The organism is Candidatus Nomurabacteria bacterium, assembly GCA_023898425.1.
Classification (GTDB): domain Bacteria; phylum Patescibacteriota; class Patescibacteriia; order 2-12-FULL-60-25; family 2-12-FULL-60-25; genus HK-STAS-PATE-2.
Genome location: CP060222.1, coordinates 128,080 through 146,353, shown reverse-complemented (window position 1 = coordinate 146,353; position 18,274 = coordinate 128,080). Strand labels below are relative to the sequence as shown.

Here is an 18,274-nt window from a genome sequence, read left to right as displayed (position 1 = left end):
GGGATTAGGTGCGGTCTTTAACGGAACCGCCGGCAGCCTCAATAGCTGCCTTAGCGCTTGCGCTAATGGCTACACCAGAAACATTAAGTTTCTTCGAGATAGCTTCGTTACCCACGATTTTTACAGCTTTCGCTGTACGCGTTACGAGGCCACGCTTACGAAGTTCTTGCATTGTTACCATAGAACCCGTTTCAAACGCCTCAAGACGCTTTAACGTGATCGTGGTTGCTTTGTCATAACGACTACGGAAACCTCTCACCTTTGGAAAGGAGAGGAGCATCGATTTCATACCGAGACGCTTTAAGCCATGTTTACCACCGGAGCGGGATTTCTGACCATTTGCACCACGACCGGATGTTTTACCGATACCAGTACCTTCACCACGACCGATACGAAAGGATTTCTTTCGTGAGCCATGCTTTGGTTTTAGAGAATGTAATGTAAGCGACATAATTATTTCTTCGCTACAGCAGATTCTTCAGACTTCTCTGTCTTCACCGGAAGGCGAAGCATACGAAGCGCCTCAAACGTTGCTTTGACGTTGTTGGTCTTATTGTTTGAACCGAGGATCTTCGAAACAACGTTCGGGATACCAGCAAGTTCAAGCACGATACGAACAGCGCCACCTGCTTTTACACCAGAACCTTTTGGAGCTGGCTTAAGAAGCACCATAGCTGCACCGTATTTTGCTGTTACAGCATGAGGGATCGTTTCGTTTACAAGTGGGACGGTAATAAGCGATTTTCTTGCTTGAGTGCTTGCTTTATTGCTTGCACCTGCAACATCCACGCCTTTCGCGAGACCAAAACCTGTGCGGCCCTTACGGTTACCAATAACCGAAAGAACACGAAAGCGCATACGCTTACCACCCTTGGTTACACGTGTAACACGAGCAACCTCAACGTTCTTTTCTTCATAGTCTGCCTCAGCAGGAACGTCACCGCGTCCGCGACGATTGTCACGTCGGCCGCCACGAGCGCCACCGGCACCACCACGACCACCGCGTCCACCTGCACCAAAAGCTGGACGAGCACCACGAGGTGCAGGCTTATCCGTTGGTGCTGGAGCTGCGACAGGGGCTTCAGCAGGAGCTGGAGCCGCGGCAGGAGCTGTGCTCTCTGCTGCTTGTTTGATTTCTTCAGACATAGATTAGAACGTGAGACCCGCTTCACGAGCGCCTTCGGCTAATGCCTTAACGCGACCATGATAGCGCTTATCGCGGCGATCGAATACCGCCTGGTTAATACCCTGTTTCACAAGGCGTTCGGCAATCATCTTGCCTACCTCCGTTGAGATTTCAGTTTTCTTTTTACCTTTTCGTTGTGCTTCAGCGATATCAGTATCACGGACAGACGCGAGCGTCTTTTGTGCGACATCATCAATGGCTTGCACATAAATATGAGAGATACTACGGAAGACGGCCAAACGCGGACGTGTTGCCGTTCCGGAGATGCGAGCGCGAACGCGAGCAATGCGGCGAGCTTTCGCCGTGGAAGTGTTGAGATTCGACATACGTTTAGGCGTTAGGATTTGGCTGCCTTACCAGCTTTGCGACGAACAACCTCATCAGTGTATCGAATACCTTTGCCCTTATAAGGCTCTGGTGGACGTACACGGCGAATTTGTGCCGCTACTTCTCCTAACAAGTGTTTGTCAGAAGAAACAAGCTTTAGGATTTGTTTATCAACACTCGCTTCGAGCATTGGAGGCACAGGGTATTTCACCTGATGCGAAAAACCGACGTCCATGACAATAACATTGCCTTGTAGTGCGACTTTGTAACCAACACCAACGAATTCGAGGGATTTCTCGTAAGGTTTCACAAGGCCTTCTACCGCGTTCGCGATGAGCTGGCGAGTGAGACCCCAGAGAGCACGCTGTTTCACATTGTTTTCGTCTTTGACGTTTACAATAACAGCACTTGGCTCTGCCTGGATCTCGATCGAGACATCCGAGTGGAGAGGAACCGTGAGAGACTCTTTAGGGCCTTTCACAGTTACCTTCCCAGCTTCGACAGTCACGTCAAAACCCGAGGGCAGGATAACCGGTTTCTTACCGATACGAGACATACAATAATAGTGAAGAATGAAACGAAGATCTTACGATACTTCGCAAATAATTTCTCCGCCGAGCTTACGCTTACGTGCTTCGTGATCAGACATGACACCAGCGGATGTTGAAATCACGCGGATACCCTGACCAGATAACACATGAGGGAGTTCAGTGGTTTTACGATAGACACGGCGTCCAGGAGTTGAAATGCTCTTGATAGAACGAATCAATGGAGTCTTGCCCATGTATTTAAGAGTTACGACGAGGGTCTTTTTTGGACCTTCTGACGTTTGTTTTGCGTCTGCAAGAAAGCCTTCTTCGACGAGCACCTTGGCGACAGCCAATTTCAAACGGGAGCCCGGCAAAGAAACCGTCTCATGACGTGCGGCCTGCGCATTACGAATGCGTGTCAGGAAGTCGCTGATTGGATCGTTTTGCATAGTTTACCAGCTTGATTTGGTCACACCTGGAAGCTCAGCGCGGTTAGCGAGCTCACGGAAGCAAATACGGCACAATCCGAAGTCGCGCATGTAGCCATGCTTACGACCACAGCGCCAGCAACGGCGCACTTCGCGAGTCGAGTATTTCGGCTTGCGGTTGGATTTTGCGATTTGAGCTTGTGTTGCCATAAGTTAGTTCGTGAATGGAAAGCCGAGGCCTTTGAGCAAAGCGGTACCTACGGCGCGTTCACCAGCCGTTGTCGTGATGGTGATTTGCAAACCGTGGATACGTTCAATTTCATCCGGACGGATTTCAGGGAACGCAATGTTCTCACGAAAGCCGAGGGATAGATTGCCATGGGCATCCATCGATTTGGACGAAATACCGCGGAAGTCACGGATACGTGGGAAAGTAAAGTTCGTGAGGCGAGTGAGAAAATCCCACATGCGTTGACCACGAAGCGTTACCATCATACCCACAACCATACCTTCACGGATTTTAAAGCTTGAGATTGATTTCTTCGCTTTTGTTTTTGCTGGCTTTTGACCAGTAATACGCTCAAGCGTTCGTTCAACCGTTTCAAGGACCTTCGGATCCTTAAGACCCTGCGAAAGACCGACGGAAATCGTCACGCTCTTCACTTTTGGAACGGCCATGATGCTTTCGATACCGAAGTCCTTTTTCAAGGCTGGCACGACAGCTGATTGGTACTGTTCTTTTAGAGTCATAGGATTAGGCAGCTCGTTTATTATGACGAGCAGGTTTACCACCGATAACAAGCATCACATTGGATGAGTTCATCGGCATTGAGAACTCAACGGTCTGACCTTGGGCTTGAGCACTCGCAGCGCGCATATGGCGTTTGCGAATATTCACACCTTCAACCACGACACGATTGAGTTTTGGAAAAGTCTGGATGACTTTGCCTTTTTTGCCTTTGTCGGCCCCGGCAATCACGATGACTTCATCGCCGGTTTTAATACGGAGTTGTGTCATAGGATATTAGAGGACTTCAGGCGCAAGAGATACAATCTTCGTAAAACCTTTTGCGCGAAGTTCGCGAGCAACTGGTCCGAAGATACGAGTACCTTTTGGTTCTTTTGTTTTAGGATCGATGATAACGCCAGCGTTTTCGTCGAAGCGAATGTACGTACCGTCTGCACGACGTGTCTCTTTACGAGAACGCACAAGTACAGCGTGGACGACATCGGATTTCTTTACAACGCCACGAGGATCTGCGGATTTGACGGCGCAAGTCACAACGTCCGCGATGCGGCCGTAGCGCTTTTGGTAACCACCATTCACACGGATCACCTGGAGAATTTTAGCTCCTGAGTTATCAGCAACAGAGAGCATTGAGCGATGTTGTACCATAGAGATTATGCAGCTTTAATGGTGGACAAATAACGCCAATTCTTGTCGCGGCTCACCGGGCGGCACTCTTCGATTTCGATGATGTCACCCATATGGGCAGCACCAATTTCGTCGTGGACCTTGAATTTCTTCGAGATCGTGAAGTACTTACCGTACTTCTCGTGCATAACACGGCGGTCTACACGAACCACAGCGGTTTTTGCCATCGCTGTTGATACAACAACGCCTTGCAAGCGATGTGGTTGTGTTTTGGATGATTGAGTCGTTGACATAATTACTTGGTAGCAGTCGCTTTAGCGAGTGCGTGAACTGTACGGGCAAGTTCGCGACGTTTAACGCGCACTGTACGTACTTTGAGATATTGACGTGTCTTCACTTTGAAGCGGAGGTCGCGCAATTCGGCACGAAGCTCTTCAGCTTGGCGACGAAGTTCGACAGGCGTCTTCAGTGAGAGCTCTTTGAAGTTCGACATAGCTTATTTGCTTATAAACTTACAAATCGGCGATAGCTTATAAGCAGCGCTCTGTAGAGCTTGCTTAGCCATATCAGCCGGAATGCCGTCCATTTCATAAAGGATTGTACCTGGACGAATAACCGCAACGTAGTGATCCGGGGCACCTTTACCGGAACCCATCGGTACTTCGTTACCTTTTTTCGTTACAGGCTTATCAGGGAACACGCGAATCCAGACTTTACCGCCTTTTTTTACATAGCGAGTGAGAACACGACGACCAGCTTCGATTTCTTGAGAAGTAATCCATGCTGGAGTCATTGCTTTCAAGCCGTATGAACCAAAAGCGAGCTCAATCTTTGTGGATGCCGTGCGAATGTTGCGAGCGCGACCTTTTTGCCACTTGCGATGTTTGACTTTCTTTGGAATCAACATAGGGCATTAAGATGCTTTTTCTGATTGAGAATCGGCAGGAGCAGCTGGAGCGGATGGAGCCGCTGACTTACTAGCACCTGAACCGAATGAGACAGGGCGACCCGTACCACCACCGCGACTATCGCGACGTGGAGGACGACCACCACCCATACCGTCACGACGTGGACCGCGATCATCGCGACGACGTGGAGTTGTTGGCTGGTAGATCGCTGGACGTTCGCCGTTAAAGATATCTCCGCGGTAGATCCAGACTTTTACGCCGATAGCACCGGCCTTTGTCATGGCAAAATTTGCGGAGTAGTCGATATCAGCACGAAGGTTTGTGAGTGGGATTTTTCCCCAAGCTAACCATTCGCGACGAGCAATTTCAGCACCGTTCAAACGACCTGATACAGCGATTTTTACACCGAGTGCACCAGATTTTTTGACGCGTTCAATCGTCATCTTGAGGACGCGGCGAAAAGCCATGCGACGTTCAAGATCTGAAATAACGGATTGAACAACGAGAGCGGCTTCAATACCAGGGTTTGCTACCTCTTGAATATTAAGGTTTACGCGAAGTGTTTTGATTTGCCCTGGAAAGAATTTCTTTTCGATTTTCTTTTTGAGCGCATCTGAACCTTCACCTCCACGACCAATGGCAATGCCAGGACGTGCCGCATGAACCGTAATGGTAACAACGCCACGTGAGCGTTCGATTTCGATGCGGTTTACACCTGCGTCTTTCAATTCTTTCTCAAGGTATTCACGAATACCAAGATCCTGTTGAAGTGATTGACGATAGACATCATTGCGGGCGAACCAGCGTGATGGCCAGGTGGTGGTCATTCCGAGACGGAAGACTTTTGGATTGACTTTGTGACCCATAGGTTAGGCGGTTACTTGCGTAGCAGCTTTCTTAGCACGAACGACTTTCTTCGGAGCAGCTTCTACTTTTTCAGTAGGAGCGTCCTTCTTTTCAGCAAGTACAATCGTGATGTGAGTGGTGCGCTTACGAATCGGTGCTGCACGACCAAAGGCACGTGCACGAAAACGTTTAAGCGTTGGACCGCCGTCAGCAACGATAGTCTTTACGTATAAGTCTTCTTTTTGAAGATGAAAGTTATGTGTTGCGTTGGCAACCGCTGAGAGCAAGAGTTTGAGTACCGGCTCAGATGCGAGCTTGGGCACAAACTTTAGCTTTGTTTCGGCGGCTGCGACCGACATTCCTCGGACAGTATCCACAACAAGGCGAACCTTACGTGGAGACATACGGAGAAAGCGGAGTGATGCTTTTACTTCCATAGCGATTATTTCTTAGCAGCGTCAATGGACTTAGTTAACTTACCGCCATGACGTGTGAACTTACGTGTTGGCGAGAATTCACCAAGTTTATGACCCACCATGTTTTCAACAACGAGCACATTTACATGTTGCTTGCCATTGTGAACACCGAAGGTAAAACCAACCATCTCCGGCGTAATTGTCGAAGAACGGTACCACGTCTTGATGATAGCCTTTGAACCAGGGCCAGCTTTCTTCACTTTTTCAAGAAGCTTTGGCTCGGTGAAAGGTCCTTTTTTGAGACTTCGAGACATAGATTAGAGAGTGTTGCCCTTGCGGCGGCGAATAATGAATTTGTCGCTAGCAAGATGACGGCGACGCGTTTTGACACCGAGAGCATGTTTGCCCCACTTGGTCTTAGCGTATTTCATACCAATTGGATGTTTACCTTCACCACCACCGTGAGGGTGATCTACTGGGTTCATGACTTTACCGCGAACCGTAGGACGGATACCGCGATGGCGCATGCGACCAGCTTTACCCCAACGAACGAGGTGCCAATCTTGGTTTGAAACGGAGCCGATGGTTGCCATACAACCCTTCGGAATACGGCGGGTTTCACCGGATGGAAGTTTGATGACAGCCCAGTCGTCTTCGACAGCCATGAATTCGATACGGGAGCCGGCACCATGGCCAAGCTGTCCGCCTTTACCCGGTGCTAGCTCTACTGAATGAACCGTAGTACCAACAGGGATCTTGCTTAACGGAAGACGGTTACCAGGAAGAATTTCTGCTTCTGTAAGTGAGGAGACAATTGTCATACCCACTTGTAACCCGTCTGGTGTGAGTACGTAGGATTTTACACCGTCCTTATACGCAACGAGCGAAATACGTGCGCCGCGATTAGGATCGTACTCAATAGTTTTTACTGTGGCAGGAATATCGTAACGGCTGCGAGTAAAGTCAACTTCACGAATGAATTTTTTGTGACCTCCGCCTTGATGGCGAACAGCGATTTTACCGCCATTACGACCGGCCTTGTTTTTGCGCGAGATGATGAGAGATTTTTCAGGCTTACTTGCAGTAATATCTGAGAAATCCTGCACCGAGATATTGCGCTGCCCAATTGTTACTGGGCGAATTTTTTTGATCGGCATAGGGAGGATTAGACGCCTTCGTAGAGATCAATCTTCTGACCAGGCTTTACAGTCACAAGAGCTTTTTTGAGATCGGATCGATAGCTTACACGGCGGCCTTTTTTAACAGGCTTACCACCAACATTGATAATGCGTACCGATGCGACTTTGATACCATAGAGGGATTCAACAGCGCGCTTGATAGAGATTTTCTCTGCATCTTGCGCGACTTCGAATACGTAGGTCCCCTTTTCTGCGAGACGCGCAGCCTTTTCGCTCACGCGTGGAGCGCGCAACAAACGACTTGAGAGCGCATTGCCCTGTGTAGCCTTTGATGCCACAGCACCTTCGTCAGCAGACTTTGCTTTCTTGGCCGGAGCACGCTTTGCTTTGGTGTCTTCGGTTGTAACCGCAGCCTTAGGCTTACGGATTTTATCGAGGATAGCCATAGAATTTAGGCGTAGAGTTTCTCGAACGAAGTGACAGCGTCCTTTAAGAAAGCTACCGACTTGTAACCGAGAACATCGACCAAGTTAACAGAGTTAGAAGAGACAAGCTTTACCGAAGGAAGATTGCGAACCATACGCATGAGCGATTCATCTGCCTTAGGAGTTACCAAGAGGACCGTACGACCTACTGGGAGCTTCTTAATCATCTCAGCAAGAATTTTTGTTTTTGCTGCTTCAGTATTCACTGATTCGATAACAAGAAGTTGCTTGTTTGTAAGCTTGTCAGAGAGTGCCATGAAAAGCGCTTTCTGCTTTGCTTTACGATTGATTTTAAGTTCAAAATTACGTTCTGAGCGTGGACCAAATACGATACCACCGCCAATCCACTGAGGAGAGCGGATCGAACCCTGACGAGCGCGACCGGTACCTTTTTGCTTCCAAGGCTTTTTACCACCACCACGGACTTCTCCGCGATTTTTTGTGTTTGCGATTGAACGACGTGCGTTAGCGCGTTGTGCGATAACGGCTTCGTGTACAAGCGCTGGGTTTGATTTTACACCGAAGATTTTGTCATTGAGTGCGAGATCGCCGACAACTTTACCTTCTTGGTTGTAGATAGAGATTGTAGCCATACGATTACGCAGCAATGATTTCAACGATTGAGTGACGTGCACCAGGGACAGCGCCTTTCACCGCGATGATACCGCCTTCGCGGATCTCAACAACGACTAAGTTCTGTACCGTTACGCGTGCATCGCCCATGTGACCACCCATACGGTGTCCTTTAAAAACGTGTTGTGGACCACCAGCACCACTTGAACCAGGCATACGGAGTTGATCCTTATGACCGTGAGAAGCTGGGGAACCGCTAAAGCCATGACGCTTTACAACACCGGCAAAACCACGACCTTTTGACGTACCGACAACGTGTACAACGTCACCGATAGCAAAGGTTGAAGCATCGAGCGTGTCACCACGCTTTAATGTTGATTCGCCATCGACACGGAAGTCGCGTAGCACTGAGAGGGATGGAAGGTCCTTAAGATGTCCTGCTTCTGGCTTATTAAGACGCTTAGCCTCTTTAAAACCGAGTTGCACTGACGAAACATGATCTTTTTCTGCTGTCTTGACTTGCGTCACGACACATGGGCCGGCCTTGATGAGCGTCACCGGAACTACCGTTCCGTCTTCGCGGTAGACCTGCGACATCTCGATCTTTTCGCCGATAATGAACTTTTTCATAGTTCGGATTGGTCGCTAAATATGAATGAAAAAAATCCCGGGGTCTGCGGGCGATTTTCGACATCGTCCCCAAACCCCGGGCGCAAAATTGCGTACGGAACCGGTTCACGGATGTGCGATTCGCTGCAGGGAGGTTATCCACCCGGCAAAGCTACAAGTAGCTTGCTGATTCGGGGGAGCTTTCTCCTTGGGAAACGTTTGTAGAATGAGACAAGATTTACATCTTGATCTCAACGTCGACACCAGCTGGAAGAGTTAACGATGTTAGAGCATCGATTGTCTTCGCACTTGGGTCAACGATGTCCACGACGCGCTTATGAATACGCATCTCGAATTGCTCACGAGCATTCTTATGGACGAAGGTAGAACGGTTAACCGTCCACTTCTTTTTCTCTGTAGGCAAAGGAATCGGACCGATAACTTTAGCGCCAGAGCGCTCCGCCGTCTCAATGATCGTGCGAGTTGCTTGGTCGATAATTTTATGGTCGTAGGCGCGAATTTTGATACGCACGCGATTTCCTGCTGTAGGAGCTTTTGCTTTTGCTTCAGTCATGTGGTTTTGAGGGAGGCCATGGCATTCCTCATCTCCGTTTGATTACTGAGAGAACTCAGAAACCAAACGGAGAGGAGGAAACCTCCTCTCGCTATTGGATTATTTGATGATCTTGAGAACAACACCAGCACCGACCGTGCGACCACCTTCGCGGATGGAGAAACGCATCTTGTCTTCGATAGCAACTGGGATGATCAACTTAACCGTCATCTTTACTGTGTCACCAGGTTGAACCATGGCTACATCAGCATTGAGAGTAACTTCACCCGTTACATCAGTTGTACGAATGTAGAACTGTGGTTTGTAACCAGTAACGAATGGCTTGTGGCGACCACCTTCTTCTTTTGTAAGCGCGTAAACTTCGGCTTCAAATTCAGAGTGTGGAGTGATTGAACCTGGTTTAGCAAGAACCATACCACGTTCAATATCTTCTTTCTTTACACCGCGGAGAAGGAGACCAGCATTATCACCAGCCAAACCTTCGTCGAGTTGCTTGTTGAACATTTCGATACCGGTAACCGTCGTTGGACGAGTTTCACCAAGACCGACAATTTCTACAGCTTCGTTGATTTTGACCATACCGCGTTCGATACGACCAGTAACAACAGTACCGCGACCTTCGATAGTGAAGACGTCTTCAACAGGCATCAAGAATGGTTTGTCTGTTTCACGAACAGGTTCTGGGATCCATTCATCACAAGCCTTGATAAGATCGAGGATTGGCTTTGCAGCTGCTTCGTCTTTTGGATTCTGAAGAGCTTTAAGAGCTGAACCACGAATAACAGGCGTATTCGCACCGTCAAATTCGTATTTTGTAAGAAGTTCACGAACTTCTTCTTCAACGAGATCAACAAGTTCAGCGTCTTCAACCATGTCTACCTTGTTAAGGAATACAACCATGGAAGGAACACCAACCTGACGTGCAAGAAGAATGTGCTCGCGAGTCTGAGGCATAGGACCATCAGTTGCGGACACAACCAAGATAGCACCGTCCATTTGAGCGGCACCCGTAATCATGTTCTTGATATAATCAGCGTGTCCTGGACAGTCAACGTGAGCATAGTGACGCTTGTCGGATTCATACTCAGTATGAGCCGTTGCAATCGTAATACCACGTGATTTAGATTCAGGTGCTTTATCGAGATCATCGATCCCTTTTGTTTGAGCCGTCATGCCATGCGCACCGAGAACGGTGAGGATAGCTGCGGTTGTTGTTGTCTTACCGTGGTCAACGTGGCCAATAGTACCAATGTTGACGTGCGGTTTAGAACGGTTGAACTTGTCCGCCATAGTGTTATGGAAAAATAATCGCCAAAGATGATTAAAGTTCGCTATAGAAAAGCGAGTGGCCAGATAGTACCAAAAAGGCCAAAAAGACGCAAGAGTTAGCCCTAAATTTAAAACATCAGGCGTTCAGAGGCTGAAAAATCGCTAATTTGAGCAAAATTTTGACCCTGATCCTCTCGCAAAAAGCCGGTAAAAGGCATGGCTGGTGATGCCACCTCTTCGAGTATAACAGATTCTTTTTGTTCGTTCATATCGGGCAATAAGAATGTCTCATCCCCTATCGCTTCGACCGCTTCAGGCTTAGCGCCCTCTACCTCTGTATTAATTTCATCTTTTATTATTAGTTTTTCGTAGGCGGTGAGGGGCATGATAATCAACGGCTCTTCTACTCCCTCCGTCACAATCATCGGCAATTTTGTGCGACGGATGACATTCTCGATGCGTTTCCATTCCATAGTAGAGATCCTAGCAGAGATGATTGCTGATGCGAACCCACCAAGAGAAGCTCAACGACCCTCCCATGGCTTGGTATAACTAATTATTTAATACGTGTTAATACTGCTTTGTACGCCCATGTTAAAAACGGCACACCAACTAAAATACACCCAGGAATAAATAGAAGGTCAAGAAAAGCTTCACGTTGCATGAGAGGCAGGGGCACACCCTTGATCCAAATCAATGCAAGTATTCCACCAGATAAACATACGCTCCATATTCTTAGCTCTGGTCGAATCCAGTCAATAAAATACCTTCTCATCCCAATAGCATAAATAAACCAAATAACCCACCAGTATAAGACAATATCTATCCTTGAATTAATAACCACTGGGACAGACGCTAATAGAACTGGCAGTAACAAGCTTATAGGCGCAATCAATATAGACCCTAGAAGATAACCAAAGTGAGCTTGTTTATACTCTTTTAAGCCAAGTATCGCGAGCGTTAATAATCCTATCGGTAGATATATCAACGAATCCGAAATTCTAAATATGCCAATAATAGCAGCGACCAACAAGACGAGTGCAATGATTCTCCAATTTTTTTGTATCATATACCCTTCTAACGCAACTCGACACAATACATTACAAAACACCCTCTCATCGTTCTGATGAGAGGGTGTTTCAATTTGTTTTTACTTCTTTGAACGACCTTCAACGATCGTTTTTGCAACGTTACTTGGAACTTCGCCATAGTGGCTAAATTCCATCGAGAAACTTGCACGACCTTGTGACATCGAACGAAGATTTGTTGTATAGCTAAACATTTCTGAAAGCGGTACAAGCGCGTTGACGATACGAACACCTGCGCGTTCTTCCATGTCTTGGATTTGACCACGCTTTGCGTTCAAGTCACCGATAACATCACCCATGTATTGTTCTGGTGTTGTTACCTCAACCTTCATCACCGGCTCAAGCAAGTAAGCACCTGCTTGTTTTGCCGCTTCTTGAAACGCGAGTGAACCCGCAACTTTAAAGGCTGCTTCAGATGAATCCACATCATGGTATGAACCATCAACGAGGGTGACTTTTACATCAAGTACAGGATATCCTGCGATAACACCACGTTGCACAGCTTCTGAAATACCTTTGTTGATTGGCTGAATAAATTCACGTGGGATAGCACCACCTTTGATTTCTTCGATAAATTCGTAGCCCTTACCTGGTTCATTTGGTTCAAGGTTGATCACACAGTGACCATATTGACCACGACCACCCGATTGACGAACGTATTTACCTTCGATGTTTTTAACAGCTGTACGGATTGCTTCACGATATGAAACCTGTGGAGCACCAACGGTTGCATCAACCTTAAACTCACGCTTCATACGATCAACAATGATTTCAAGATGAAGCTCACCCATACCCATGATAATGGTTTGAAGTGTTTCTTCGTCTGTACGTACGCGGAAAGAAGGATCTTCTTCAGCAAGTTTTGAAAGCGCAACACCCATTTTTTCTTGATCACCTTTTGTTTTTGGCTCAATAGCAATCGAGATAACAGGCTCAGGAATCACGATGGATTCGAGAACAAGAGGACGACTTTCTTCGTAAAGAGTGTCACCCGTAAATGTTGATCGAAGACCTACGGCCGCAGCAATATCACCTGCATACACCTCGCTGACTTCTTCGCGCTCATTGGAGTGCATACGAACAATACGTGAAATACGTTCGCGCTCACCTGTCTTTGCGTTAATAACATATGAACCAGATGAAAGCTTACCTGAGTACACACGGAAGAAAATCAATTTACCAACAAATGGATCCGTCATCACCTTAAACGCAAGCGCAGCAAATGGCTCATCGTCAGATGGGTGGATATCAATCGCGATTGATTCATCGTCGATATTACTTGCCTTTGTAGGAGGAACATCAAGTGGAGATGGGAGGTAAGCAATAATAGCATCAAGCAAGAATTGCACGCCTTTGTTTTTAAGCGCTGAACCACAAAGCACAGGGTAGATTTGGTTTGTGATCGTTGCTTTGCGAAGACCTGACTTAAGCTCATCAACCGTAAGCTCTTCACCAGCGAGATACTTATTCATGAGCGCTTCGTCTGTTTCTGCAATTGCTTCTACGAGAGATGCGCGATATTCTTTTGCCTTTTCAAGATATTCAGCAGGGATTTCGCGTTGTTCAATTTTTTGACCCATTTCATCGAGGTAGAATTCTGCCTTCATGTCGATAAGATCGATGATCGCATTGAAGTTACCTTCTGTACCAATTGGTAATTGAATCGGGTAAGCACGCTTTGTGAGCTTGTCGTGAATGGATTTTACATCTGCGTAAAAATCAGCACCCGTACGATCAAGCTTGTTAACAAAACAAATACGAGGAACATTGTGCTTATCTGCCTGACGCCAAACCGTTTCAGACTGAGGCTCTACACCTGCAACACCATCAAAAACCGTAACAGCACCATCGAGTACGCGAAGAGAGCGCTGAACCTCAATAGTAAAGTCAACGTGTCCTGGAGTATCAATAAGGTTCATGCGAGTACCCTTCCAAAAACAAGTGGTAGCAGCAGCCGTAATTGTAATACCACGCTCCTGTTCTTGTTCCATCCAGTCCATGGTTGCTTCACCTTCGTGAACTTCACCGATTTTGTGTTTGCGACCAGTATAAAAAAGCACACGTTCTGAAACGGTTGTTTTACCAGCATCAATGTGAGCGATGATACCAAAGTTACGGGTATCTTTGAGTGAGAATTCGCGAGGCATATTCGTTAGATAAGTGAAATAAATTTGAGTGTGTAAGTAAACGAGAGATTGTTTTTATACAAAACCGTGGACCACAGGGAGCCTATTCAGCCCTCCGCGATCCACGGGTGATGTGCTATTTCGCGAAATGAGCGAAGGCGCGGTTTGCTTCGGCCATGCGCTGTACGTCAAGCTTCTTCTTAACGGCGTCGCCCTGATTTTGAGCGGCTTCCATGATTTCGAAGGCGAGCTTTTCGGACATTGCCTTACCTTTACGACCGCGAGCGGCAGCAAGGATCCAGCGGAACGCGAGCTGAACACGACGTTCTGCACGTACCTGGAGTGGTACTTGGTAGTTTGCACCACCAACACGCTTGGATTTAACCTCGAGGAGCGGAGAAACATTTTTCATTGCTTCTTCGAAGACTTCCATAGCTGGTTTTTTTGTTTTTTCTTCGATCTCTTCGAAGGCGTCGTAGACGATACCTTGAGCGATAGATTTTTTACCCGAGTACATCACGTAGTTGATGAGCTTCGCAACCGTTTGGTTGGAGAACTTCGGGTCTGCAGCGACTTCGCGCTTTGGAGCTTTTTTACCTCGCATAGTTCAAGTAATAATTACTTAGCTGTTTCTTTAGGGCGACGTGCACCGTAAAGTGAACGGCTGCGACGACGATTAGCGACACCTTGAGTATCGTATACACCGCGAACGATATGATAACGAACACCAGGAAGATCTTTTACACGGCCACCGCGAATCATCACGATAGAGTGCTCTTGAAGGTTGTGGCCTTCACCAGGGATATAAGCAGTAACTTCAGTACCATTAGAAAGGCGAATACGCGCAATCTTACGAATAGCTGAGTTAGGCTTTTTTGGTGTCATGGTGGTGACCTTAGTGCAAACACCGCGCTTAAAACCAGAACCCTTGCGGAGTTCGGTGCGCTTACGGTGAAGCGTGTCCATAGCGTACTGAAGCGCTGGACTCTTGGACTTGATCTTCACAGCCTTTCGAGGGCGGCGGATCAGCTGGTTTACTGTAGGCATGTCGGATATTGGTTCGTCCGTATAAAAAGACGAAAATGTGCGCGTAATCTAGCGCCTTTCTTGGCAGTCGTCAAGGTTTTTGTCGGGATATATCAGAACAAGCTCAAGATCGCAGTAAAAATAACGTCAGAAAGTACCGTTATCCAGTCAAAAACTGGTAAAATACCGGAAATACTCAAAATGATTGCAATCAACAATAGATAGGAGCCGTTTTGCGCCAGCCATGTGTGAGCTCCCCTCGTCTGTGGACGATCGAGAGCATGCATCAAGACCTTAGACCCATCTAAAGGCGGGAGTGGCACGAGATTAAACAATGCAAGAACGATATTGACCTTGGCCAAAAACCACAAGGCGACAATAAGTAAGTTATTCGGCCCAAGCTTTGTATAAAGGAGTGCGTAGCTAATAATAGCGATAATTCCCAATAATAAATTACTTATAGGTCCTGCTAATGCTATAAGTACTGGCCCCCATTTAGGATCTCTTAGTCTGTAGGGATTGTAGGGTACGGGTTTTGCATAACCAAAACCTGCAACAATAAGCAATAGGAGCCCAACAGGGTCAATATGTGATAATGGATTGATCGTAAGTCTCCCCTGTTCTTCGGCGGTTTTATCCCCAAGCAAGCTCCCCACCCAAGCATGAGACATCTCATGAAAGGAGAGGGCAAGCAAAAAACCCGCTAAAAGCACAATAAAAAGCAGTGGTTGCTCAAAGGCGATTGTTAAAAAACTCATGAAGGTATTCTCTCATGCGTTCGCCCTCTTGCCAAACTGAAACGTTTTGGCTAAGATCCGGCCCATATGTCACGTATTTGCGCTATTACCGGCAAAGGCCCACAAGCAGTGAACTCCCGCAGTCACTCCAACGTTGCTACTCGCCGTACACAAAAGGTAAATCTCCAAACCGTTCGCATCAACGGTCAGCGTGTTCGCATTGCTACAAGCACCTTGCGTACAATTAAACGCATCGTTGCAAAGGCTCACGGAGAAATCCCAACCAAACGCCAAAAGAAGGCCGCAAAGAAAGCTGCTCTTGCTGCAAAGGTGTAAGCCAAATAAACAAAAAACCCTCCAGTATACTGGAGGGTTTTTTGTTTAAAGCGAACGTTCGCGCGTGGTTTTAATAATCTCAAAAGCTTCTTCTGCCGTTTCAACGAGATGAAAAATATCTAGATCACCCTTAGCAATATAACCATGTGCATCCAATACTCGCTTCTTAATCCAACCCAATAAAGGCTTCCAAAACTCTTTACCAACAAGAATCACAGGAACACCATCAGACATTTTACCGGTTTGAATCAAGGTAACAATCTCAAAGAGCTCATCTAATGTACCAAACCCACCAGGCATAAAGACATATGCTTGAGCAGAAGCGCTCAACATAACTTTACGTGTAAAGAAGTAATGAAAATCCACCGAGCGCTTAACGTACTTATTTGTTCGTTGCTCCATCGGTAATTGGATGGTTAGTCCGATCGACTCACCCTTTGCTTCAAAAGCCCCTCGATTTGCCGCCTCCATCATACCAGGACCGCCACCTGTAACCATCGTATAACCGTGTTTTGCACATAATGATCCGATCTTTCTTGCGACGGCATAGTAAGGATCTTTATGACTGCAACGCGCACTACCAAAAACAGAAACTTCTTGATGGAGTCGTGAAAGAAATTCAAATCCTTCGACAAACTCTGCCATAATTTTAAAAATCTTCCATTGTACATCACCGGTAAAATCATCATTTGCAGCAGGTACACAAGTATTATTGTTACCAACAACCCAGTGTTTAAAACGTTCTGCTGCAAAGGATTGTCCCGTCCAACTTGGTTGCCATTGAGGAGAAAGTGCCGCCTGTTGCAAAATATGATCACTCTTTTTTGATACACTAAGCTCTTTTTGTGCTTTTGTTCTGCGAGAAGACTTACTTACACGCTTTGCGGTAGCTTTATTGTTTGTTGTTTTTTTTGTTGCTTTCTTTGAAAGTGCAAACGGATTTTTTAATGACTTTGGCATAATGATAAATAGGATTATACCATAGAAAAAAGCCGACGTATGACATCGGCCTCATGAAACGCATTCTAGATAATGCGATCTATGCAAATCACATTCATGTATCAGTTGCTTATAGATAAACTGATCTGTGTAGTTTTGCCCAGCCACGATAATAGGTACCTTGGTGTTCGCGTACATTGCGCCCGTTCCTGAGCTCTTCACTTGTATCGGTATTGGCGGGGCTCCGTCATTGCAGTGTACCCAAAGATCAATACCTTCTTGAAAGTCCTCGTATTGAGTGCTGCTCGTTATAGAATGAAACCAAGCTGGCCTCTCACCGACGGACCAGACCGACCGATCAAAAAGATCAATGACGCGTAATTCTGATAGGAGTCCTACCAGCTCTGCTGGCCGTAACTTTATCAAGGACGAAAGCTTTATCCGCGGACTATGCGGCACCTTGTGATTCTTGCTTGTGACAGACTTCTTTTTGTGTCTGGACTTTTGTTTTGTAGTAACATCTTCTTGATGTAACTCCATAGGAAGTCGGTACACTTCAAAAGGAGGCTTATCGTCACTCGCAAACTGCTTTTGCCCCAATAAATCACGGATGAGTAGATAGGGAGCATCTCGCAGCTTAATAAAGCGCTGAATGGCATTTTCTAGAGCTTGTGACTCTGTCGACCCTGCCTCGAACCCATTCGCCTCTAACAAGAGACTTCCGTTATCATCGTATAGCTTTACCACCCACCCTTCTTGGTGCGAAAACTGCGCCCAATAGAGTAGCCGGAAAAAAATCGATCCATACCTTCCGCCAAGCTCATAACGCATGACATGTACTTTTGCACGCGTGAGACCTCCGAACAGAGGCTTCACGGCACGCGTCTTTAACGGCGCTTCCATGGTGACCTCCTTCGTAATTGATTTGTAGCAGACTATAATATTTTGTCAAGCAAAAGACCCCTTTTTAAGGGGTCTTTTGTGATGCAATTCTCTTAGAGAACAGCGTCCTTTGCAGCCTTTGCTACGCGGAACTTCACTACCGTTTTTGCAGGGATCTTGATGGATTCACCTGTTGCTGGGTTGCGACCTACACGAGCAGGGCGTTTTACTTTAACGAGCTTACCAATGCCTGGAAGAACAAATTCACCGTTCTTCTTTACTTGAGTCAAAGCCATGTCTACAAGTGTTTCTACAAACATTGTCGTGTCTTTCTTGCTGAGACCAGTCTTAGCAGCAAGCTCGGACATGATCTGGGATTTTGTCATTTTTGCCATAGGGCGATGCGTTAACCCGAGGTTATGATTAAGAAAAAGTCGGGTTTGTAAGGACATTATGAACGCAACGTTCAGAATAC

The 18,274-nt window shown here is 46.8% G+C and carries 31 protein-coding genes; 1 reads left to right on the top strand and 30 read right to left on the bottom strand.

Annotated features, from left to right (window positions below; translation table 11 throughout):
* Positions 1–4: 4 nt before the first annotated feature.
* The 27 genes from rplO to H6759_00670 all read right to left on the bottom strand — a co-directional run bounded on the left by rplO (position 5) and on the right by H6759_00670 (position 15,663).
* A complete protein-coding gene (gene rplO / locus H6759_00800; GenBank protein USN52608.1) occupies positions 5–451 on the bottom strand; it encodes a 50S ribosomal protein L15 in 447 nt (148 codons plus the stop codon).
* A gap of 2 nt (positions 452–453) precedes the next feature.
* Positions 454–1,146, bottom strand: coding sequence for a 30S ribosomal protein S5 (gene rpsE / locus H6759_00795; protein USN52607.1), 693 nt, complete (start codon positions 1,144–1,146; stop codon positions 454–456).
* 3 nt (positions 1,147–1,149) lie between these two features.
* The gene (locus tag H6759_00790) at positions 1,150–1,512 is read right to left on the bottom strand and encodes a 50S ribosomal protein L18 (protein ID USN52606.1); all 363 of its coding nucleotides are present in this window, start codon (positions 1,510–1,512) and stop codon (positions 1,150–1,152) included.
* An 11-nt stretch (positions 1,513–1,523) separates the two neighbouring features.
* On the bottom strand, positions 1,524–2,069 hold the full coding sequence (rplF, locus tag H6759_00785; protein ID USN52605.1) for a 50S ribosomal protein L6: 546 nt from the start codon (positions 2,067–2,069) through the stop codon (positions 1,524–1,526).
* A 30-nt stretch (positions 2,070–2,099) separates the two neighbouring features.
* Entirely contained in the window at positions 2,100–2,492 is a 393-nt protein-coding gene (gene rpsH, locus H6759_00780; GenBank protein USN52604.1) for a 30S ribosomal protein S8, read from the bottom strand.
* 3 nt (positions 2,493–2,495) lie between these two features.
* Positions 2,496–2,681 (bottom strand): type Z 30S ribosomal protein S14, encoded by a 186-nt coding sequence (locus H6759_00775; protein ID USN52603.1) that lies wholly within the window; start codon positions 2,679–2,681, stop codon positions 2,496–2,498.
* Positions 2,682–2,684: 3 nt separating this feature from the next.
* Entirely contained in the window at positions 2,685–3,221 is a 537-nt protein-coding gene (gene rplE / locus H6759_00770) for a 50S ribosomal protein L5 (protein USN52602.1), read from the bottom strand.
* 4 nt (positions 3,222–3,225) lie between these two features.
* Positions 3,226–3,489 (bottom strand): 50S ribosomal protein L24, encoded by a 264-nt coding sequence (locus H6759_00765; GenBank protein USN52601.1) that lies wholly within the window; start codon positions 3,487–3,489, stop codon positions 3,226–3,228.
* Positions 3,490–3,495: 6 nt separating this feature from the next.
* The gene (gene rplN / locus H6759_00760) at positions 3,496–3,867 is read right to left on the bottom strand and encodes a 50S ribosomal protein L14 (protein USN52600.1); all 372 of its coding nucleotides are present in this window, start codon (positions 3,865–3,867) and stop codon (positions 3,496–3,498) included.
* 5 nt (positions 3,868–3,872) lie between these two features.
* Positions 3,873–4,139, bottom strand: coding sequence for a 30S ribosomal protein S17 (gene rpsQ / locus H6759_00755; GenBank protein ID USN52599.1), 267 nt, complete (start codon positions 4,137–4,139; stop codon positions 3,873–3,875).
* Positions 4,140–4,141: 2 nt separating this feature from the next.
* Positions 4,142–4,339, bottom strand: a complete 198-nt coding sequence (rpmC, locus tag H6759_00750) for a 50S ribosomal protein L29 (GenBank protein USN52598.1) — start codon at positions 4,337–4,339, stop codon at positions 4,142–4,144.
* A 3-nt stretch (positions 4,340–4,342) separates the two neighbouring features.
* Complete coding sequence (gene rplP / locus H6759_00745) at positions 4,343–4,753, bottom strand: 50S ribosomal protein L16 (GenBank protein USN52597.1); 411 nt, start codon at positions 4,751–4,753, stop codon at positions 4,343–4,345.
* A 6-nt stretch (positions 4,754–4,759) separates the two neighbouring features.
* A complete protein-coding gene (rpsC, locus tag H6759_00740; GenBank protein USN52596.1) occupies positions 4,760–5,620 on the bottom strand; it encodes a 30S ribosomal protein S3 in 861 nt (286 codons plus the stop codon).
* A gap of 3 nt (positions 5,621–5,623) precedes the next feature.
* The gene (rplV, locus tag H6759_00735; GenBank protein ID USN52595.1) at positions 5,624–6,037 is read right to left on the bottom strand and encodes a 50S ribosomal protein L22; all 414 of its coding nucleotides are present in this window, start codon (positions 6,035–6,037) and stop codon (positions 5,624–5,626) included.
* Positions 6,038–6,042: 5 nt separating this feature from the next.
* Positions 6,043–6,330, bottom strand: a complete 288-nt coding sequence (gene rpsS / locus H6759_00730; GenBank protein ID USN52594.1) for a 30S ribosomal protein S19 — start codon at positions 6,328–6,330, stop codon at positions 6,043–6,045.
* 3 nt (positions 6,331–6,333) lie between these two features.
* Positions 6,334–7,173 (bottom strand): 50S ribosomal protein L2, encoded by an 840-nt coding sequence (gene rplB / locus H6759_00725; GenBank protein ID USN52593.1) that lies wholly within the window; start codon positions 7,171–7,173, stop codon positions 6,334–6,336.
* 8 nt (positions 7,174–7,181) lie between these two features.
* Positions 7,182–7,601 (bottom strand): 50S ribosomal protein L23, encoded by a 420-nt coding sequence (gene rplW / locus H6759_00720; GenBank protein USN52592.1) that lies wholly within the window; start codon positions 7,599–7,601, stop codon positions 7,182–7,184.
* Positions 7,602–7,606: 5 nt separating this feature from the next.
* Entirely contained in the window at positions 7,607–8,233 is a 627-nt protein-coding gene (gene rplD, locus H6759_00715) for a 50S ribosomal protein L4 (protein USN52591.1), read from the bottom strand.
* 4 nt (positions 8,234–8,237) lie between these two features.
* The gene (gene rplC, locus H6759_00710; GenBank protein ID USN52590.1) at positions 8,238–8,843 is read right to left on the bottom strand and encodes a 50S ribosomal protein L3; all 606 of its coding nucleotides are present in this window, start codon (positions 8,841–8,843) and stop codon (positions 8,238–8,240) included.
* Positions 8,844–9,060: 217 nt separating this feature from the next.
* Positions 9,061–9,396 (bottom strand): 30S ribosomal protein S10, encoded by a 336-nt coding sequence (gene rpsJ / locus H6759_00705; protein ID USN52589.1) that lies wholly within the window; start codon positions 9,394–9,396, stop codon positions 9,061–9,063.
* A gap of 99 nt (positions 9,397–9,495) precedes the next feature.
* Positions 9,496–10,686, bottom strand: coding sequence for an elongation factor Tu (tuf, locus tag H6759_00700; protein USN52588.1), 1,191 nt, complete (start codon positions 10,684–10,686; stop codon positions 9,496–9,498).
* A gap of 107 nt (positions 10,687–10,793) precedes the next feature.
* The gene (locus H6759_00695) at positions 10,794–11,138 is read right to left on the bottom strand and encodes a hypothetical protein (protein USN52587.1); all 345 of its coding nucleotides are present in this window, start codon (positions 11,136–11,138) and stop codon (positions 10,794–10,796) included.
* Positions 11,139–11,221: 83 nt separating this feature from the next.
* Positions 11,222–11,734: a hypothetical protein gene (locus tag H6759_00690; protein ID USN52586.1), complete on the bottom strand. Its 513-nt coding sequence runs from the start codon at positions 11,732–11,734 to the stop codon at positions 11,222–11,224.
* Between the two features lie 81 nt (positions 11,735–11,815).
* Positions 11,816–13,900, bottom strand: a complete 2,085-nt coding sequence (fusA, locus tag H6759_00685) for an elongation factor G (protein USN52585.1) — start codon at positions 13,898–13,900, stop codon at positions 11,816–11,818.
* A gap of 115 nt (positions 13,901–14,015) precedes the next feature.
* Entirely contained in the window at positions 14,016–14,483 is a 468-nt protein-coding gene (gene rpsG / locus H6759_00680) for a 30S ribosomal protein S7 (protein ID USN52584.1), read from the bottom strand.
* Between the two features lie 14 nt (positions 14,484–14,497).
* The gene (gene rpsL / locus H6759_00675; protein ID USN52583.1) at positions 14,498–14,926 is read right to left on the bottom strand and encodes a 30S ribosomal protein S12; all 429 of its coding nucleotides are present in this window, start codon (positions 14,924–14,926) and stop codon (positions 14,498–14,500) included.
* A 92-nt stretch (positions 14,927–15,018) separates the two neighbouring features.
* The gene (locus H6759_00670; protein ID USN52582.1) at positions 15,019–15,663 is read right to left on the bottom strand and encodes a site-2 protease family protein; all 645 of its coding nucleotides are present in this window, start codon (positions 15,661–15,663) and stop codon (positions 15,019–15,021) included.
* A 66-nt stretch (positions 15,664–15,729) separates the two neighbouring features.
* Here H6759_00670 and rpmB point away from each other — a divergent pair, with 66 nt between their 5' ends.
* Positions 15,730–15,978: a 50S ribosomal protein L28 gene (rpmB, locus tag H6759_00665; protein ID USN52581.1), complete on the top strand. Its 249-nt coding sequence runs from the start codon at positions 15,730–15,732 to the stop codon at positions 15,976–15,978.
* Positions 15,979–16,023: 45 nt separating this feature from the next.
* On the opposite strand, the gene H6759_00660 is transcribed toward rpmB, so the two are convergent.
* The 3 genes from H6759_00660 to H6759_00650 all read right to left on the bottom strand — a co-directional run bounded on the left by H6759_00660 (position 16,024) and on the right by H6759_00650 (position 18,194).
* Entirely contained in the window at positions 16,024–16,623 is a 600-nt protein-coding gene (locus H6759_00660) for a TIGR00730 family Rossman fold protein (GenBank protein ID USN53015.1), read from the bottom strand.
* Between the two features lie 366 nt (positions 16,624–16,989).
* Entirely contained in the window at positions 16,990–17,820 is an 831-nt protein-coding gene (locus tag H6759_00655; protein USN52580.1) for a hypothetical protein, read from the bottom strand.
* Between the two features lie 92 nt (positions 17,821–17,912).
* Entirely contained in the window at positions 17,913–18,194 is a 282-nt protein-coding gene (locus H6759_00650) for an HU family DNA-binding protein (protein USN52579.1), read from the bottom strand.
* Between the last annotated feature and the right edge of the window lie 80 nt (positions 18,195–18,274).

What these genes read in the sequence shown, in the direction of transcription:
- rplC (USN52590.1), bottom strand. Translation starts at nt 8,843, where the DNA reads ATGAAAAAGTTCATTATCGGCGAAAAGATCGAGATGTCGCAGGTCTAC.
- rplE (USN52602.1), bottom strand. Translation starts at nt 3,221, where the DNA reads ATGACTCTAAAAGAACAGTACCAATCAGCTGTCGTGCCAGCCTTGAAA.
- rpsL (USN52583.1), bottom strand. Translation starts at nt 14,926, where the DNA reads ATGCCTACAGTAAACCAGCTGATCCGCCGCCCTCGAAAGGCTGTGAAG.
- H6759_00690 (USN52586.1), bottom strand. Translation starts at nt 11,734, where the DNA reads ATGATACAAAAAAATTGGAGAATCATTGCACTCGTCTTGTTGGTCGCT.
- rplP (USN52597.1), bottom strand. Translation starts at nt 4,753, where the DNA reads ATGTTGATTCCAAAGAAAGTCAAACATCGCAAGTGGCAAAAAGGTCGC.
- H6759_00790 (USN52606.1), bottom strand. Translation starts at nt 1,512, where the DNA reads ATGTCGAATCTCAACACTTCCACGGCGAAAGCTCGCCGCATTGCTCGC.
- rplN (USN52600.1), bottom strand. Translation starts at nt 3,867, where the DNA reads ATGGTACAACATCGCTCAATGCTCTCTGTTGCTGATAACTCAGGAGCT.
- tuf (USN52588.1), bottom strand. Translation starts at nt 10,686, where the DNA reads ATGGCGGACAAGTTCAACCGTTCTAAACCGCACGTCAACATTGGTACT.
- rplW (USN52592.1), bottom strand. Translation starts at nt 7,601, where the DNA reads ATGGCTATCCTCGATAAAATCCGTAAGCCTAAGGCTGCGGTTACAACC.
- H6759_00650 (USN52579.1), bottom strand. Translation starts at nt 18,194, where the DNA reads ATGGCAAAAATGACAAAATCCCAGATCATGTCCGAGCTTGCTGCTAAG.
- rplF (USN52605.1), bottom strand. Translation starts at nt 2,069, where the DNA reads ATGTCTCGTATCGGTAAGAAACCGGTTATCCTGCCCTCGGGTTTTGAC.
- rplO (USN52608.1), bottom strand. Translation starts at nt 451, where the DNA reads ATGTCGCTTACATTACATTCTCTAAAACCAAAGCATGGCTCACGAAAG.
- rplV (USN52595.1), bottom strand. Translation starts at nt 6,037, where the DNA reads ATGGAAGTAAAAGCATCACTCCGCTTTCTCCGTATGTCTCCACGTAAG.
- fusA (USN52585.1), bottom strand. Translation starts at nt 13,900, where the DNA reads ATGCCTCGCGAATTCTCACTCAAAGATACCCGTAACTTTGGTATCATC.
- H6759_00775 (USN52603.1), bottom strand. Translation starts at nt 2,681, where the DNA reads ATGGCAACACAAGCTCAAATCGCAAAATCCAACCGCAAGCCGAAATAC.
- rpsH (USN52604.1), bottom strand. Translation starts at nt 2,492, where the DNA reads ATGCAAAACGATCCAATCAGCGACTTCCTGACACGCATTCGTAATGCG.
- rpsE (USN52607.1), bottom strand. Translation starts at nt 1,146, where the DNA reads ATGTCTGAAGAAATCAAACAAGCAGCAGAGAGCACAGCTCCTGCCGCG.
- H6759_00655 (USN52580.1), bottom strand. Translation starts at nt 17,820, where the DNA reads ATGGAAGCGCCGTTAAAGACGCGTGCCGTGAAGCCTCTGTTCGGAGGT.
- rplB (USN52593.1), bottom strand. Translation starts at nt 7,173, where the DNA reads ATGCCGATCAAAAAAATTCGCCCAGTAACAATTGGGCAGCGCAATATC.
- rpsS (USN52594.1), bottom strand. Translation starts at nt 6,330, where the DNA reads ATGTCTCGAAGTCTCAAAAAAGGACCTTTCACCGAGCCAAAGCTTCTT.
- H6759_00765 (USN52601.1), bottom strand. Translation starts at nt 3,489, where the DNA reads ATGACACAACTCCGTATTAAAACCGGCGATGAAGTCATCGTGATTGCC.
- rpmB (USN52581.1), top strand. Translation starts at nt 15,730, where the DNA reads ATGTCACGTATTTGCGCTATTACCGGCAAAGGCCCACAAGCAGTGAAC.
- H6759_00670 (USN52582.1), bottom strand. Translation starts at nt 15,663, where the DNA reads ATGAGTTTTTTAACAATCGCCTTTGAGCAACCACTGCTTTTTATTGTG.
- rplD (USN52591.1), bottom strand. Translation starts at nt 8,233, where the DNA reads ATGGCTACAATCTCTATCTACAACCAAGAAGGTAAAGTTGTCGGCGAT.
- H6759_00660 (USN53015.1), bottom strand. Translation starts at nt 16,623, where the DNA reads ATGGCAGAGTTTGTCGAAGGATTTGAATTTCTTTCACGACTCCATCAA.
- rpmC (USN52598.1), bottom strand. Translation starts at nt 4,339, where the DNA reads ATGTCGAACTTCAAAGAGCTCTCACTGAAGACGCCTGTCGAACTTCGT.
- H6759_00695 (USN52587.1), bottom strand. Translation starts at nt 11,138, where the DNA reads ATGGAATGGAAACGCATCGAGAATGTCATCCGTCGCACAAAATTGCCG.
- rpsG (USN52584.1), bottom strand. Translation starts at nt 14,483, where the DNA reads ATGCGAGGTAAAAAAGCTCCAAAGCGCGAAGTCGCTGCAGACCCGAAG.
- rpsJ (USN52589.1), bottom strand. Translation starts at nt 9,396, where the DNA reads ATGACTGAAGCAAAAGCAAAAGCTCCTACAGCAGGAAATCGCGTGCGT.
- rpsC (USN52596.1), bottom strand. Translation starts at nt 5,620, where the DNA reads ATGGGTCACAAAGTCAATCCAAAAGTCTTCCGTCTCGGAATGACCACC.
- rpsQ (USN52599.1), bottom strand. Translation starts at nt 4,139, where the DNA reads ATGTCAACGACTCAATCATCCAAAACACAACCACATCGCTTGCAAGGC.